This window comes from Arthrobacter sp. NPDC056727 (assembly GCF_042790555.1).
Taxonomy (GTDB): domain Bacteria; phylum Actinomycetota; class Actinomycetes; order Actinomycetales; family Micrococcaceae; genus Arthrobacter.
In genome coordinates, this window is the sequence record NZ_JBHTZA010000022.1 from 70,416 (window position 1) to 86,706 (window position 16,291).

The 16,291-nt window shown below is 66.0% G+C and carries 14 protein-coding genes and 1 pseudogene; 11 read left to right on the top strand and 4 right to left on the bottom strand.

Translation table 11 applies throughout. From position 1 onward, the window contains the following. Window position 1: 1 nt before the first annotated feature. The 3 genes and pseudogenes from fdxA to ACFRAH_RS19110 form a co-directional block, all read left to right on the top strand. Window positions 2-295, top strand: a pseudogene (fdxA, locus tag ACFRAH_RS19100) (ferredoxin); the annotation flags it as partial. 396 nt (window positions 296-691) lie between these two features. Further along, window positions 692-1,741, top strand: coding sequence for a hypothetical protein (locus tag ACFRAH_RS19105; RefSeq protein WP_377992478.1), 1,050 nt, complete (start codon window positions 692-694; stop codon window positions 1,739-1,741). A gap of 88 nt (window positions 1,742-1,829) precedes the next feature. Further along, window positions 1,830-2,006 carry a hypothetical protein gene (locus tag ACFRAH_RS19110; RefSeq protein ID WP_377992479.1) on the top strand — a complete coding sequence of 59 codons (177 nt, stop codon included), beginning with the start codon at window positions 1,830-1,832 and terminating at the stop codon, window positions 2,004-2,006. A gap of 117 nt (window positions 2,007-2,123) precedes the next feature. Here the strand turns inward: ACFRAH_RS19110 and ACFRAH_RS19115 are convergent, their stop codons facing one another. Continuing rightward, the gene (locus tag ACFRAH_RS19115; RefSeq protein WP_377992480.1) at window positions 2,124-2,825 is read right to left on the bottom strand and encodes a MarR family winged helix-turn-helix transcriptional regulator; all 702 of its coding nucleotides are present in this window, start codon (window positions 2,823-2,825) and stop codon (window positions 2,124-2,126) included. A gap of 102 nt (window positions 2,826-2,927) precedes the next feature. Beyond that, complete coding sequence (locus ACFRAH_RS19120; protein ID WP_377992481.1) at window positions 2,928-3,794, bottom strand: PRC and DUF2382 domain-containing protein; 867 nt, start codon at window positions 3,792-3,794, stop codon at window positions 2,928-2,930. A 391-nt stretch (window positions 3,795-4,185) separates the two neighbouring features. On the opposite strand from ACFRAH_RS19120, the gene ACFRAH_RS19125 reads away from it, so the two are divergent. The 8 genes from ACFRAH_RS19125 to ACFRAH_RS19160 all read left to right on the top strand — a co-directional run bounded on the left by ACFRAH_RS19125 (window position 4,186) and on the right by ACFRAH_RS19160 (window position 13,197). Beyond that, window positions 4,186-5,193: a hypothetical protein gene (locus tag ACFRAH_RS19125; protein WP_377992482.1), complete on the top strand. Its 1,008-nt coding sequence runs from the start codon at window positions 4,186-4,188 to the stop codon at window positions 5,191-5,193. Further along, complete coding sequence (locus tag ACFRAH_RS19130; protein WP_377992483.1) at window positions 5,190-5,621, top strand: phage holin family protein; 432 nt, start codon at window positions 5,190-5,192, stop codon at window positions 5,619-5,621. Before ACFRAH_RS19125 ends, ACFRAH_RS19130 begins: the two co-directional genes overlap by 4 nt. Beyond that, window positions 5,618-6,256, top strand: a complete 639-nt coding sequence (locus tag ACFRAH_RS19135; protein WP_377992484.1) for a DUF3618 domain-containing protein — start codon at window positions 5,618-5,620, stop codon at window positions 6,254-6,256. The genes ACFRAH_RS19130 and ACFRAH_RS19135 overlap by 4 nt, the downstream gene beginning before the upstream one ends. Window positions 6,257-6,512: 256 nt before the next feature. Further along, entirely contained in the window at window positions 6,513-7,949 is a 1,437-nt protein-coding gene (locus ACFRAH_RS19140; RefSeq protein ID WP_377992485.1) for a flotillin family protein, read from the top strand. Window positions 7,950-8,034: 85 nt separating this feature from the next. Then, complete coding sequence (locus tag ACFRAH_RS19145) at window positions 8,035-8,280, top strand: hypothetical protein (RefSeq protein ID WP_377992496.1); 246 nt, start codon at window positions 8,035-8,037, stop codon at window positions 8,278-8,280. Window positions 8,281-8,360: 80 nt separating this feature from the next. Then, a complete protein-coding gene (locus ACFRAH_RS19150) occupies window positions 8,361-9,578 on the top strand; it encodes a glycosyltransferase family 4 protein (RefSeq protein WP_377992486.1) in 1,218 nt (405 codons plus the stop codon). Beyond that, window positions 9,575-10,960, top strand: a complete 1,386-nt coding sequence (locus tag ACFRAH_RS19155) for a UDP-glucose dehydrogenase family protein (RefSeq protein ID WP_377992487.1) — start codon at window positions 9,575-9,577, stop codon at window positions 10,958-10,960. Before ACFRAH_RS19150 ends, ACFRAH_RS19155 begins: the two co-directional genes overlap by 4 nt. A gap of 89 nt (window positions 10,961-11,049) precedes the next feature. After that, a complete protein-coding gene (locus tag ACFRAH_RS19160; protein ID WP_377992488.1) occupies window positions 11,050-13,197 on the top strand; it encodes a putative bifunctional diguanylate cyclase/phosphodiesterase in 2,148 nt (715 codons plus the stop codon). A gap of 152 nt (window positions 13,198-13,349) precedes the next feature. On the opposite strand, the gene ACFRAH_RS19165 is transcribed toward ACFRAH_RS19160, so the two are convergent. After that, on the bottom strand, window positions 13,350-14,204 hold the full coding sequence (locus ACFRAH_RS19165) for an SDR family NAD(P)-dependent oxidoreductase (protein ID WP_377992489.1): 855 nt from the start codon (window positions 14,202-14,204) through the stop codon (window positions 13,350-13,352). 118 nt (window positions 14,205-14,322) lie between these two features. Then, a complete protein-coding gene (locus ACFRAH_RS19170) occupies window positions 14,323-15,819 on the bottom strand; it encodes an alkaline phosphatase family protein (RefSeq protein WP_377992490.1) in 1,497 nt (498 codons plus the stop codon). Window positions 15,820-16,291: the final 472 nt, after the last annotated feature.

A 16,291-nucleotide genomic window follows, 5' to 3' on the forward strand; every position in this document is an offset into this window, starting at 1 on the left:
CGTGGCGTACGTGATCGCTCAGCCCTGCGTGGATGTGAAGGACAAGGCGTGCATCGACGAATGCCCCGTGGACTGCATCTATGAAGGCGAACGCTCGCTCTACATCCATCCGTCAGAGTGTGTGGACTGCGGCGCCTGCGATCCCGTGTGCCCGGTCGAGGCCATCTACTACTCGGAGGACGTCCCGGACGAGTGGGCCGAGTACGTCCTGGCCAACGTGGAGTTCTTTACCGAACTGGGATCGCCGCACGGCGCGGCCGGGATGGGGCACCCCGACGCGGATGCCGCCGTCGTGAATGATCACGACGGCGGCATCCGGACGGTTTGGCCACCGCGGCAGGCCGGGTCACAAACGGATCCGTGCGTACGGCTCACTGGGCAGGTTCCCGGCAGTCCATGGTTCCTCGGACGGTTCGCTCCGGGATGCGCCGCGGCCGTCGCGCACGACGGCCCGCACCGTTGCCGCAATGGCGACGACGGCGATTACGGCCAGCAGCACAAGGACGACGACGATCGATCCAGACATCCTCTGAGCACCTTCTACTTCAATTTTAATGCGATTGAACGCGCGCGCTGATGAGCAAATATTTTGCCTCTGGACGGAACAGGTCCCCGGGCATATTCTGGTCTCCCATTGCGCTGGGGGGTGATTCGAATGGGCAACAGGTTGCGCCGTCTCAAGGCTGTTCTTGTGCGCGCCCTCCTGTTGCCCGCGCTACTCGCTCTGGCGTGGATTATCTGGGGCGCAGCATCCGCCGGCGCAGCCTCCGGGGACACCGGTGCGGCCAGTCCCCTTGGCGACAATTCCCTGATCACAGCGCCCGTGTCCACCATCGCCAAATCCGCGGTGTCTGCTCCGCTGGCTTCCGCTGTCTCCCAGGTTGCCCCGGCCACCAAACTTCTACCGGCAGTCCCTGCCCTGCCCGCGGCACCCAGCCTCACGGCTGCCGTCACCAGGCCCGTTTCGCCTGTTGTCTCCGCCGTGGCTGACACGGCCGGCACCGTGGTCAATGGCGCCTCGACGGCGGTGTCCACAGTGACCACGACCGTCACCACAACGGCAGCGCCCGTACTGGACACGGCGGACACTCTGGTAACGGCAGCGCAGGACATCATCGCCTCGGTACCGAAACTGCCCGTGCCTGCTGTACCTGTCCCCGCGGTTCCGGTTCCTTCATTGCCGGTTCCGTCGGTGCCCGTCCCGCCGGTGACAGTGCCTGAGCTGCCCGCAGCTCCCGTGCCTGGTACCACGCCGACGACGCCGGGTCCCGGCGCCGGGGGCAACCAACCAGATATTGCCGTGCCGTCACATGCCGTCTTGCCGACGGCGGGCAGGCCGGCGTCGAGCACTGCAACTGCATCAAACGGTGCCGCACCGGCAGGGACAACCTTCCCCGCCGCGCAAGCTGCGGGCGCAGGTCTGCCCCTGGCCGGCACAGGCCCCTCGCTGGCCGAGCTCCAGATGACCACGCCCGAGCGGCGGGAGCTGGCAGCGCTCAGCCCTGCCGCTCGCGATCTTCATCTCCACCTGCGGCCGGGCGAGGACCAACAACAGCCCTATGCCGTCACCGAGGGAACGTCCGGGAACTCTTCCTCAGGCTCTGAGGGCTCCGGTGCCCAGGCCGCCGAAGTGGCGGGCGACTGGGACAAGACGCCGCTGCTTGCCGGCAGCCGCGTTTTCGACGCAACCGAGCACCTTCCCACCAGTCCAGCGTTTGATCCGGGGTGTTCCCCCGACTGAACAGGTCAGCCCTGCCCATTTTCCGGGCAGAAACGACCACCTGCGCAGCCCTGCGCAAGGATCATCAGTTCAGTCAGGAGAATATGTCATGTCTACGCACGCCCCGCTTTCTGCCGCCCCTCGCCCGTCCCGTCCGCAGTCCGGAGCCGCTGGCGGCCGGATCGGAAACTGGCCAGACCCGATGCGCGGCCGGATCGGCAACTGGCCCGACCCCATGTCCGGCATCATCGGCAACTGGCCGGACCCGATGCAGCAGCAGCGCTAGAGATTTCCCGGCAAAGCCAGGGCACCGTCCGGCCCTGAGACCGGGCCCGTTGCATAAAGGAAAGTGTCGCCACGCAGCGGCGCGGCGACACTTTTCCTTCCTCAATGATCAACACGCCTACTCAGCGCCGGAGCCCTTCTTCCCGCCCGGCTTCTGCCTTTGACCGGAGTGGTCCTGCGGCGCCGGCACGGTGTCCTGCGCTGCTTCATCTGCGGTGACGGGTGCCGGCATGGCAGGGTCCGCAGCCGTATCCGTGCTCGAAACCTGCTGAGCACCTTCCGCCTTAACTCCTTCGGAAGGCACCCCGGCAACGAATGCAGTGCCTTGCGCAGCGACCCCTGCATCCGCGGTATCGCCTGCGGCCGGTGAACCGTGGGGCTTGTCCGAGCCGCCTTTGGCGCGGCCGGGAAAATAGCTGATGACCCGCGCCAGTTCCCGGCCCAGCACGGTTCCTCCGACGACATCAGGGGGCAATGCCTCCTGCTCAGCTTTCCGCGCCGCCTCCAGTGCCTGGCGGCCCGCCGCCGTTATGGAAACCTCGTTGTGGCGCCGGTCCACCGAGCTGGACGCACGCGACACAAGCCCTGCCCCCTCAAGCCGCGACAGCACACGGCCGATGGACTGGCTGCGGACCTTGATGTCAGCGGCCAGCTGTTCCTGGTTCAGCGGACCCTCGAGGAGGCCCTGCAGCGCGATGACTGCGGCGTGGGTGAGGCCGAGCTCAGCCAGTGCCTGATCCTGCCTGCGCTGGACAAGCCTGGCGGCCATGGACAGCAGCTGGTGGGGGCCCCACTGGTCTGCGTCAGGATTCGGGACCATCGGTTTAGACCTTCTTTCCCCTTTGAGCCCGTGCTGGCAAAATGGCTTGGCCCAAATGCCGGCAACGCCGGGGCCGGTAACCCGGCCCCGGCGTGGGGCACACTAACGGCGGGTGTCCTCGACGCCGTCGGTCTCAATGCGCTCCTTGCGGACTTGTTCATCCACTGTCACCTCGTCCGTGACGGTTTCCGTGTCCAGCCTGACGCGCTCAACAGGCACGGCTTCCTTGTCCACCACGGGGCGTTCCTCGTGGAGCACCACTTCGTGTTCTGCCTCGCTGATCTCCGGACCGCTGAGCGCCTCGTCCCGGTTTCCCTCGGTGATCGGTTCGCGCTCCAGCCGCACTTCCTCGCGCTGCACGGGAACTGTCTGGGTCACGTTTTCGGTGACCACGTATTTGCGCAGGCGCGCCCGGCCGGCAGCCTGCCTTTCGGTGCCCACATTCACGCGTTCCTCTGAACGGGTCATGGCGTTGTCGTCGCCCAGCCCGGCTGTGCCACCGGCCCTGTCATCCGCGGCACTGTAGGTTCCGCCGCTTCCTGCGGCAGCGAAGCCTGCGTCCCGGTCGGTGGCGGTAAGGCCGGCGGCGGAGCGGTCTGCAGTCCGCCCGGAGTCCGTGCTGTGGCCGTTCGCCTCGGCATACGTCACGTTGCCGTTTAGCTGGTAGTGGTCATAGAGCCGGTCTTCCTCTGCCGGATCAAGGTGGCCGTCCGTGTCCACGCGCGGGGCGTCCTTGACCTGGTCCTTGGTGTACGGAACAACGATGTCGGCTCCTTCAAGCCGTGCTCCCTCGAGGGGAATAAAGGACTCTGACGTCCCGAAAAGGCCCGTGCGTGCCGTCACCCAGGTGGGCTGTCCGTTGTCATCATCCGCGTAAACCTGGCCGAGGGAGCCGATCTTGTCTCCGTCTGCGGAGAGGACGTTTCCGTTCTTGTTGAGCAGGTCGTCGATGTGTTCCCTGGTGAGCATGCTGTCTCCTTGGAGTTTGACTTCGTGTTCACATTTGACTGTTCACGCTGAGGCCGACGACGGCGCTGCCGCCGCTCCGGAACGGCAAGTGCCGTCCCCTGGCCGGCCAATCTGCAGTCTCGGCCGAGGCCGATGTTCCGACCTCGCACTTATACCCTAAGCATGCTTACTATCGAATTGGCAAGTCTACTTAGCTTTTTTCTGCCGACCCTACCCCTTGCGGCCACCAGGCAAAGCCCATCCCGGGCCGGTTGGCGCGATGGCAGCGGAGGTAAAGCTGGGAAAAAATGCCAAGGGTACTTACTATTTATTAGTAAACATGCTTACCATTGCATGCCAGCAACGCTGGTTCCCGTACAGCAGCTGACCCTTTCGGAAAGAGAGAGCGAAGATGACTGAGAACCAATGGCCGCAGGATGAAAACCTCACCACTCCCCCGGCCACGCAAGACACGGCTTACGGCGCCGGCACCACCGGTTACGGCGCAACTGGAGCGGACACGACTAACCTGGGCACCACCGGCTACACCGGCACTCCCGGCTACCAGGATGATGCATCCTCGAAGAAGGACGTAGCCAAGGAAGAGGCCGCGAACGTCGCGGATGAGGCCAAGGGCGCCGCCCAGAATGTGGCGGAGACTGCCAAGACCGAGGCGAAGAACGTCGCCTATGAAGCCAAGAACAGCGCCCGGGACCTGCTGCACCAGGCAAAGTCGGACCTGACCAGCCAGGCCGGCACCCAGCAGGCCAAGGCCGCCGAAGGCATCCGTAACATCTCCTCGCAGCTGCGCAGCATGGCCGACGCTCCGGACCAGCAGGGCGTGGCCTCGGACCTGATCCGGCAGGCCGCCGACCGCTCCTCAGACGTCGCCTCCTGGCTCGACAACCGGGACCCCGGCTCACTGCTGGACGAAGTCAAGTCCTTCGCCCGCCAACGCCCGGGCACCTTCCTGCTCCTCGCCGCAGGCGCGGGCCTGCTCGCCGGGCGCCTCGGCCGCAGCCTGCAGGCCGGCGCCCCCGAAACCCGGACCGCAACAGGCTACGGATCCACCAGCGGCACGCTGCCCCAGTACCCTGCCCAGCCGCCAGTCGGCGAAAGCAACCTGGATGCAGCGGTCGGCGCGCCGCTCTATGACCGCGCGGAGCTGAGTGAACCCGCCTACACGCAGCCGGCATACGGCGAGCCAACGTACGGAGAGCAGCCCACCGGCCAGCCCGGCTACGGCGAACCCGCTTACGGAGAGCAGCCCACCGGCCAGCCCGGCTACGGCGAACCCGCTTACGGAGAGCAGCCCACCGGCCAGCCCGGCTACGGCGAACCCGTTTATGGCGAGCCGAGTTACGGCGAGCCGAAGCGTCGGGATACCGATGATACCGAGGGTGGGGGGCGTCCCCTGTGAGCAGCCAGATACCCGACGCACAGCACGCGGCCGCGCACGCGAAGGCCGACACCACCTCCCTCGGTGACCTCCTGGGCGAGGTCACCCGGGACCTGTCCACCCTGATGCGGCAGGAAATCGAACTCGCCAAAGCCGAACTCAAACAATCCGGCACCCGCGCCGGCAAGGGCGGCGGCATGCTCGCCGGCGCCGGCATCGCCGGACACTTCGTGCTCCTGTTCCTCTCCGTCGCCCTCTGGTACGCCCTCGGCGAGCTCATGGGCCTGGGCCGGGCCGCCGTCGTCGTCGCCATCATCTGGGGCATCATCGCCGCGATCCTCGCCACCACCGGACGCAAAGAACTCAAAAACATCAAGGGCCTGCCCCAAACCCTCGAAACGGCCAAGGAAATCCCGCCCACCCTCAAACCGAACGGAGACCACCGATGAGCGAGAACCCGGACGCCATCCGCGCCGACATCGAAGCCACCCGCGCCCGCCTCGGCACCAACGTGGACGCCGTCGCGGACAAAGTCACCCCCTCCAACATCGTCCACCGCCAAACCAACAAGGTCCGCGACGCCGTCTTCGGAGCAAAGGAGAAAGTCATGGGCTCCCCCGACCACACCCACAGCGCCACCGGCAGCCTCCACCACGCCGCGCACGCCACCTCCGGCGGGGTCCACCAGGCCACCGACGCCGCAGGGAACGCCCTCCACGACGCCGGCGAAGCAATCGCCGGCGCACCCCGCCAGGTCGCCGCGAAAACCCAGGGCAACCCCCTGGCCGCCGGACTCATCGCCTTCGGCGCCGGACTGCTCGTCTCCTCCCTCATCCCGCCCAGCGAGAAGGAACGCGAAGCCGCCGACGCCCTCAAAACCGCAGCCGAACCGGTCACCACCCAACTGACCGAGGCCGCCAAAGACATGGCCCAAGGCTGGAAGGAACCCGCCCAGGAAGCCATGGAAAACGTCAAGGCCACCGCCACCGACGCCGCCCAACACGTCAAGGACGAAGGCCAAACCGCCGCCCAAGACGTCAAAGCAACCGCCACCGACGCCAAAGACCACGTCCAAAACACGTAGTCTTTCCAGCACAGACAAACGGCCGGCCCGCATTGCGCGGGCCGGCCGTTTGTCTTAAATCAGTTTGTCTGTGGTCGGGGTGTATGCGGGCCGGCAGCTAGTTCTTCGTCGCTGGCCAGGCGCGGAATTGCTGGACTATGCCCCGGCGCGCCACCACACTGTCTATAACAGCCGGAATTCCAGATTTGGAGGGACTTCCAGCACCGATTTTCCGTGTTCAATTGCTCTGGCCCAATCGCACTGAGAGGACACCGCCATGGAGAACCTGGCAGCCATCCTGCCCCTGATCATCGTTGTTGTCTCGGTGCTTCTGGGCATTCTGGTGATCTGGTTGGCCGTCAAACTTATGTGGAAGGTGGCCGAACCGAATGAGGCGCTCATTATTTCCGGTCTGACGCGCGGCACCTTGGAAAGCACCGACGGGATGGACTTCAAGATCGTCACCGGAAAAGGCGCCCTGGTGGTTCCCGGCCTGCAGACGGTCCGGACATTGTCCCTCACGCTGAACGAGACAGAGCTGAAGGTCTCCTGCGTCACGTCCCAAGGCATCCAGGTGGTGGTGGAAGGCGTCGTCATTTACAAAATCGGGGACGCGCCTGCCTTCATCGCGAATGCGGCCCGCAGGTTTCTTGGCCAGCAGCCGAAGATGGAAAGCCAGGTGTACAACGTCTTCGAAGGCCACCTGCGCTCGATTATCGGCAGCATGACTGTCGAGGAGATTATCCGCGAGCGCGACAAGTTGGCGTCCCAGGTCCGCGGCGCTAGCGGCGTGGAAATGGAAAAGCTGGGCCTGGTGGTGGATTCCCTGCAGATCAAGGATCTCCAGGACCCCACCGGCTACATCCAGAACATCGCCAAGCCGCACATCGCCCAGGTCAAGATGGAAGCCCGCATCGCCGAGGCCACCCGGAACCGCGAGGCGGCGGAGCGGGAAGCCGAGGCCGCCGCACAGATCGCAGACGCGCAGAGCGTCTCAGCCATCAAACAGTCGGCTGCCCAGGCCAACGCGGAACGGGCCAGGGCCAATGCGGCACAGGCCGGCCCGCTGGCAGACGCCACCGCACGCCAGCAGGTGGTGGTCCAGGAAACCGAGGTGGCCAAGCTCGAGGCAGACCGCGAGGAACAGAAACTGCAGACCACCATCCGCAAGCCCGCCGACGCCAAGGCCTACGCACAGCGCACCGAGGCGGAGGCGCAGAAGGCAGCGGACATCAGCGCAGCCGAAGCCCGCGCCAAACGGACGGAACTCGAAGCGCAGGCCAATGCGCGGCGGGTGGAAGTGGAGGCGCAGGCCAATGCGAGTGCGGCGGCGGCGATTGCCGGGGCCACCAGGGTGACGGGCGAAGCCGAGGCAGCGGCCACCAAGGCCCGCGGGGATGCCGCGGCGTCGGCCATCAAAGCCAAGGCACTGGCCGAGGCGGAGGGCATCAAGGCCCGCGGCGAGGCGCTGGAGAGCAACCAGGACGCCGTCATCTCCCAGCAGCTGGCCGAGAACATGCCGTCCATCGTAGCGGCGGCGGCCGAGCCGTTCGGCCACGTGGACCAGCTCACCGTGCTCAATGGCGCAGACGGCCTCAACAGCATGGTGGGCGGGATCATCACCCAGGCAGGCTCGTTCCTGCCGCGGCTGTCGACTGCCCTGAAGAACGGGCAGAACCACGCCAAGCAGCCGCCGAAACAGCCCGGCTCCTAGGATCCGGGAGCAGGAACGGCCCGGATAGAAACGGTCCGGGAAGCCAAGGGAAGCGAAGGGAAGCCGGGGGAAGCCAAGCAACATGGTGCACAGGAACGTTGACCGGAGCCTGACCGGAAAGATCGGCAGGGTGAGCGGACAGATCGGCCCCGGAACCGTGGGCGAGGTCATGCTCGCCTACCGCGGCGGCACCAGTGCCTTTCACGCGTACCCGTTCGACAAGGTCAGTGTCTTTACGGTGGGAGACGAGGTGCTGGTCATCTATTTCGAGCCGCCGCAGACCGTCTTCGTGGACGAGCTGCCGGACGTTCTCCGCCACGAGCAACGCTAGCCCCGCCTGTTAACCCAACCTTCCCTTCCCGGTTACGCCTGCTCCCCCGCACGGTTAGACGGCGGGAACACCGTTGAGGGGTGAGGATCGCTATCGTTGCCGAATCATTCCTGCCACTGATGAACGGAGTCACGCACTCCATCCTGCGAGTGCTTGAGCACCTGCAGGAACGGGGGGATGAGGTACTGGTGATTGCGCCGTCGACGTCGGACGCTGATGTTCTGGACGTTGTGCACGGCGCGTTTGTGCACCGGCTGCCCTCCGTTCCGCTGGCGGGGTACACGAACGTACGCGTGGCGCTGGGAGGTGTGTACCGGGTCAAGAGAATCCTTGCCGACTATGCACCGGACGTGGTCCACCTGGCGTCGCCGTTCGTGCTCGGCTGGCGGGCGGCGCAGGCCGCGCATCAGCTGGGGATCCCCACGGTGGCCATCTACCAGACCGAGGTTCCCAGCTATGCCGCCCGGTACGGGGTGCCGTTCCTGGAGAACTGGGCCTGGAACCGGGTGGAAAACATTCATCTCCTGGCGTCCCGGACGCTGGTGCCGTCCACTTTCGCGCTGAACCAGTTGCGCGGCCGCGGGATTCTGCGGGTGGGCATGTGGCGGCGCGGTGTGGATACCGCGCGTTTTGCACCGGGAAAGCGCGACGACGGGTGGCGGGCGTCCGTGGCGCCCGGCGGTGAGCGCCTAATCGGCTACGTCGGCCGCCTGGCCGTGGAGAAGCAGGTGGAGGACCTCGCCGTGCTGGCAGACGTCCCCGGCACCCGGCTGGTGGTTGTGGGCGACGGCCCGCAGCGCGCCGCACTGGAGGAGGCCCTGCCCAACGCCGTGTTCACCGGCTTCCTTGGCGGCGAGGAACTGGCCCGGGCTGTGGCATCGTTCGATCTCTTCGTCCACCCCGGCGAGTTCGAGACCTTCTGCCAGACTATCCAGGAGGCCATGGCATCCGGCGTTCCGGTGGTGGCCACGGGCCGCGGAGGGCCCCTGGACCTGGTGGAGAATTCCCGCACCGGCTGGCTCTATGAGCCGGGCGACCTGGCCGGCCTGCGCGGGCACGTGATGGACCTGATGGGCGACGACGCCAAGCGCCGCGCGTTCGCAGCGGCCGCTTACGCCTCGGTCCAGGGCCGGACGTGGCCCGCCCTCTGCGCAGAGCTGGTGCGCCACTACAAGGACGTCGTTGCCGGCGCCCCGTTGGTTGAGCTCGCCGAAACCAGGGCCGCGGGGGGAGCTCAATCTCGACAGGCTCGATCAGCGGAATCAGAAACCAAGACCACCCAAGGAGCCCCCCTGTGAAGATTTCCGTGATCGGCTGCGGCTACCTCGGCGCCGTGCATGCGGCCACGCTCGCATCGATGGGCCACACCGTGGTGGGGATCGACGTCGACCCCGCCCGCGTCGAGCAGCTGGCCGGCGGCAAAGCCCCATTCTTCGAACCGGGTCTGGACGAGCTGCTGCGCGACGGCCGCGCCACCGGCCGCCTCAGCTTCTCCACGGACTTCGCTGACGCCGCCGCGGCACAGGTGCACTTCCTCTGCGTGGGCACGCCCCAGTCCAAGACGTCCGACGGCGCCGACCTCAGCTACCTGCTTTCCGCCACCAAAAGTCTCCTTCCGCACCTGGCCCGGGGTGCCGCCGTCGTCGGTAAATCAACCGTGCCGGTGGGCACTGTCGACAAGCTGGGACGCCTGCTCGGCGGGCGGCAGGATGTGCTCCTGGGCTGGAATCCGGAGTTCCTGCGGCAGGGCAGCGCGGTGAAGGATACGCTGGTGCCGGACCGGCTGGTGTACGGCGTGCCAGGCGGCAAGGAGGGCGCGTTCGGGCGCCGCAGCGACGGCACGCAGGGAGCGTCCCGCGGCGTGACCGCCGTGCTCGACGCGGTGTACGAGCCGCTGCTGCGGGCCGGCATCCCCCGGCTCGTGTGCAATTTCGCGACGGCGGAACTCATCAAGTCGGCGTCGAACGCCTACCTGGCCACGAAGGTCAGCTTCATCAACGCGATGTCGGAACTGTGCGATGCCGCGGGCGCCGACGTCACCGAACTGAGCGAAGCGATGGGTATGGATCCGCGTATCGGCAACCGGTACCTGCACGCAGGATTGGGTTTCGGCGGCGGCTGCCTGCCCAAGGACATCCGCAGTTTCCGGGCCCAGGCCCAGGCACTGGACGTCGAGTCCGTGAACGAGTGGATGGGCGTGGTGGACTCCATCAACCTCGGCCAGCGTGCCCGGACCGCGGCCGTCGCCAGTGAACTCTGCGGCGGCATGATCGCCGGCCGGACCGTGACCGTGCTGGGTGCGGCGTTCAAGCCGGACACGGACGACATCCGCGACTCCCCCGCCCTCGACGTCGCGCTCCGGCTCGCCGCGGCGGGCGCCCACGTCACCGTGACGGACCCGAAGGCCATCAACAACTCCTGGATGCGCTACCCGCAGCTCCGGTTTGAGGCCTCTGCCACGCGGGCCCTCGAGGGTGCCGAGCTGGTGCTGCTGCTGACTGAATGGGCCGAGTACCGGGACCTGTCGCCGGCCGCCGTCGGGCAGCTGGTACGACGCCGGACGGTGCTGGACGCGCGGAACGTACTGGACGCTGCGGCGTGGCAGGCCGAAGGCTGGACGGTGCGCGGCCTCGGTACCCAGCCGGCCCCGGCAGTGGAGCGCGTCCCCGCCGCCGGTTGAACATATCGAAACCTCCCTGTCCACCCCCTATGATCGAGGTGAGGGGGTGGACGCTCGATGAGTTTCTCGCGGTCTCACGCAACGGTCGCATGACGGTGCCTTTCCCACGCCCTGAGCGGGATCCGGCCGGCAGCTTCGCTGACCTGTTTGACTCCCTGCCGGACGCGGTGCTGGTGATCGGCGGCGACGGGGTGATCACGCAGGTGAATGCCGCCGCCGAGCGGCTCTTCGGCTACGGCAGGCTGCAGCTCGTCGGCCATGACCACCGCATGCTCCTCGCCGAAGGCTACCGCAGCGGCTTCGACCGCCTCTTCGCCAGCCTGCGCAGCGAGACCGGAGACAACCCTGCCGCGCAGACCCCCTTCGAGTCCTACGGGCTGCGCAGTGACGGCACAGAATTCCACGGCGAAGTGGCGTGCGCACTGCTGGATTCCGACGGCGGCCCCTCCCTGGTTGCCTCGGTCCGGCCCACGTTCCACCGGCAGGAGGCCGACGCCGAGCTGCGCGAGGCGATGTCGCTGCTCAGCGCCACCCTCGAGTCCACAGCCGACGGCATCCTCGTGGTGGGCGTCGACGGCAAGATCGCCGGCATCAACGAGCAGTTCACCAGGATGTGGGGCATCCCCCGCGAGCTCTTGGCCACGGGCGACGACGCCGCGGTCATGGAGTATGTGCTTGGGCTCCTCTCACATCCGGAGAGCTTCGTGGACAAGGTCAACGAACTGTACGCCCATCCCGCGGCGGAAAGCCACGACACCCTGGAGTTCCTCGACGGCCGCACCTTTGAGCGCTACTCACGGCCACAGCGGGTGGGCAACGCCGTGGTGGGCAGGGTCTGGAGCTTCCGCGATGTGACGCCACGGCGCCGCGCCCAGGAGCAGGCCCGGAAGGCGATGGCGGACCTCGCCGAACAGGCCGCCCAGCTCAAGGCGATGGCGTTCCAGGATCCGCTGACCGGCCTGGCGAACCGCAAGCTGTTCCATGACCAACTGGCCGAAGCGCTGCACGGCAGCGACAGCGCCGCCGTCGACGTCCTTCTCCTGGACCTTGACGACTTCAAGGAGGTCAACGACATCCTGGGCCATGCCGCCGGGGACCGGATGCTGGTGGAGGTGGCGCGCCGGCTGAGGGCCTGCGTCCGGCCGGACGACACGGTGGCCCGGCTGGGCGGCGACGAGTTTGTCGTGCTCCTGACCGGAGCCGCGGATACCGAGACGGTCGCGGAAAGGATCGTGCAGTCCCTCAACGTTCCGGTGCTGATCGAAGGCTCTCTGCTGAGGCCCAGCCTCAGCCTGGGGATCGCTTCGCTGTGCGAGGACGCGGTGGCCGCGTCGGAGCTGCTCCGGCGCGCGGACGTGGCGATGTACGCCGCCAAGGCCGCCGGCAAGAACCGGTACATGCGCTTCAAGCCGGAGATGATGACCGCCCTGGTCCAGCGGACGGACATGGAGGCGGGGCTGCGGCTCGCCGTCGACAACGGCGAAATCAGCGTCAGCTACCAGCCGGTTGTGTCGCCGCGGCTGGGAGAGGTGGTCCAGTTCGAGGCCCTGGCGCGGTGGGAGCGAGACGGCAGGAATGTCCCGCCGTCGCAATTCATTCCGACGGCAGAGCGCAGCGGGCTGATCTCGACGATCGGGCTGCAGATGATGCGGGAAAGTTTCATCCAGCTGGGCCCCTGGCTTTCGGACGGCACGGAACGCTCACTCGCCGTGAACGTGTCCGGTATGCAGCTGCGGGACTGCGATTTCGCCGGCAGTGTGCTGGGCATGGCCGGGACCCACGGCATGGACCTGCGGCAGCTGGTGCTGGAGGTGACAGAGAGCGTGTTCTTCGACGCCGACGACCACGTGATCAGCCAGCTCGCCAGTCTGCGCAGTGCCGGCGTGCGGGTTGCCCTGGACGACTTCGGCACGGGCTACTCGTCGCTGGGGCGGCTGCAGGACCTGCCGGTGGACGCGGTGAAGATCGACCAGTCCTTTGTTTCGATGATCAGGACCGGGGCGGAGAAGCTGCCGATCCTCAGCTCCATGATCAACATGGCCCACAGCCTGGGCCTCAGCGTCACCGCGGAGGGCATCGAGACAGCCGAGCAGGCCGCCTACCTGACCGCCCTGCATTGCGATGCCATGCAGGGTTTCCTGTTCTCGGTGCCCGAATCCGAGGCCGGACTCGGGCAGGCCATCAGCCGCTCAGCGGACGTGCTCGAAGCGCTTGAAGGCCTCCACCTCCGCCACTGACTTCAGACGCTTCCTCACATCCCGCCGCCTTTCGGCCAACCCTTCCTCACCTCCCGGAGGGGCCCTACTTTGGGGGACCTCTCTGGCATCGCATCACGAGGCTGCAAGGGCTGAGACGCGGGGCCGGCCAAAGCCCAGCGCCGTTTCAGTCCTCAGGCGTTGTCGAGCTCCGGCTTGTCCGCGGGTTCGCCGGCACTGACAAGTTGGAGGCTGCGGTCCCAGAAGGCCCTCGCCAGCTCAGCGTCGTAGGCCTGTTTGTTGGCCTTCGCCAAGGCGCGCTTGATGTAGAAGGCCCCGGGCACCCAGTCCCTGCCGGGCGTGGAAGTGGCAAGCCACACGAGCGTGTCAGCTCCCTGCTCGGCCGAGAGCAGGAACCGGTTCAATACGCTTTTGTAAGCATGGCGGAACCAGCTCGTGGACTCTGCCGCGAAGTTGGTGGCCACAACGCCTGGGTGGAAAGCCGCCGCCGCAATGCCGTCCTTCCCGTAGCGGTTCTGCAGTTCCGCAGTAAACAGGATGTTCGCCAGCTTCGCCGTGCCGTAGGCGCGGTTTGTCGAGTAGCTCCGCTCTGAATTGAGATCCGCCAGGTCAAGCCGGCCGAAGCCGTTGGCGGCACTGGAAGTATTGATGATGGTGGCGCTGCTGGCGGTGAGAACGTCCAGCAGCACGGTCGTGAGCAGGAACGGTGCCAGATGGTTGACCTGGAACGTCTTCTCGTGGCCGTCAACGGTTAACTCGTGACCGCGCATGATCCCGCCGGCGTTGTTCACCAGGACGTCGATCCGCGGGTACTTTGCCCGCAACACGGCAGCCAACTCGCGCACTTGGGACAGCTCTGCGAAGTCGCACACGAAATGATCGGCACCAAGTTCCGTGCCTATCGCCGCGGTCTTCTCGGGGGAACGTCCGACGACGACGACACGCTCGCCTGCCTTCGCCAGGTTCCGCGCGGCTGCTGCACCGATGCCGTCGCTGGCTCCGGTGATAACGATGGTCCGCTGGGGCATGAAGAGTCCTTACAGGCTTGGGTGTCAGGGCGCCGATCAGTATCGCTCCTCCACCCACAACGGCGCCCGGCCGGGTAATGTTCCCGGCCAGGCGCCGTCGGCGTTGCTGAACCCTTGCTTAGAAATTCAAGGCCGGGCGCAGGCTGACCGCATTGCCGGCGTTCAGCAGCATGGGTGCTATGCCCAACATCTCCTCGGTGGAACGAAGAAGGGAGTAGTGGCTGTAGGAACCCTGAACCGTTGTCCCAGGCACCACGGACGGGGCAACGATGAAGTTGGGAACCGGGGTGTCTTCATCGAACACCACCGCGATCGCAGTCCTGCCGGCTTTGTACGTCGGGCTGTTCAGGATTGACGGAAGCCAGCCGGACAGCCAGGTGTCGCCGGTGGCAATGCTGCAGTCATGCATGTCGTTGCAGACGTTCGGCGTGATGAGGGAAAAGTTTGGCAGTGTGTTGTTGGCCAGGTCGCGCTGGAGGTTCCCGGAAGCCGGAGTGCCGAGGGGGACGTTGTTGACGGCACACGCGGCCCGGTCCCCCGTGCCCTGGTAGTACGCCTCGGGATTGTGCCTGACCACGTACTGGCCGGAGCCTCCAAGCTGGCAGTTGGAACCCATGGATTCCTGGTAGCTCTTGTAAGTCAGCCCCCGGGTCCTCACCTGCCGGAAGATGTTGTCGGCGGTAATCGGCGGGAGGTTGCTCGGGTTCGAGTCCGTGGTCACTCCCTGGGTACTGCCGGACGTCAGAGCCAGATAGCTGGGAAGCGACGGCAGCCCGAGACCCGCATCGCTCCACGTGGTTACAGAACCGCACTGACGGGCAAGCTGGGTCATGTAGGGGGCGTTCGCACTGCCAATGACCTGCGAGTAGGTCTTGTTCTCGAAAATAAACCAGATCACGTGGTCGTAGGTGGATGGCGGCGTTGCCGTCGTACCGCAGGGGTTCGCCCCTGGCGGTGGTGTTGTCGGTGGGGGCGGAGGCGGCGGAGGCGGCGTCCCGTCCGTCGTTAGGACCAGCTGCGGCCGGTGCGTTGTGTCGGCGACTTCCTTCGACGCGTAGATGACACCATCGGAGGAGGTGTTGTTGATGCGGAAGGAATAGGTGCCGTCGCCCTTGACGACACTAAAGACGTCAACATCGACAAACGTGTTGATGGTGGCCGTGCCGACTGAGGCAATCACGGTGGAGTCGGCTGCCGGCGCATTCGACCAGTTGATCGTATTTTCGGCCCAGGTGGTGTTCTGCACCCGGCGGAACTGACCGCCGAGGTTGGACGGATCAGAGATGAAGAGCCGCAGCTTGGCGCCGGTCACCGTGCTACCGGTGCCAGCAACCGTAAATTTGAGGAACGACATCTCGACCGGGGAGTTGTCTGCCTTCAGGCCGATCGCGGTGCCGTAATTTGTATTGGGTGTGTCCTTTTTGACGACCGCGTCTGCGGAAGGACCGATCGTGACGGTCGCAGCCTGGGCGGTCCCGCCAATGAACGAAATAGCGGAGACAAACAAAATCGTGGTGACCGCTGCTGCTAGCCACTTGGCCGGCGAAACTCCGCGCCTGTGGCGCGTCCTTCCGGTTATTTTCCGGCCAGTTGGGATGTCTGATCTGGAACGCATCAGGGAATCCTTCCTCCGTTGAGCGCATCACCGTTGATGCGTTCGTACAAAGTAGCCGGGTCCCGTTGAGAAACAGTGGGGAATTCTGAATTTACCCTGTGAAAACCTTAGTACCGCGCCGGAAAGTCCCCGGACGAATGCGAACCGAGAGCAGCGTACCGGCTGAAAGAAAAGGCCCTACAGGCCATGTGAACTGCTGGGAACTGCGGGAGCGTTTGGGAAAAACCCGCAGGATCTGCGGAGGGGTTGGTGAATACCCGACGGAATCTGAGGAAGGGTCTGTGAATACCCGGCGGGATCTGAGGAGGGGTTGGGGGGTGTCTGGTCATCGGGGGCGGGTCCCCGGGTCCTGTCGCCTGGAACTGGGCGGGTTCCCGGGGGTGTTGTCGGGTGTGGGTGGTGGTGTTTAAATGCGGGAGAGCCCCGACCAGTGATCCTGGTTGGGGCTCTCGACCTAATGGTTGTCCGGCGG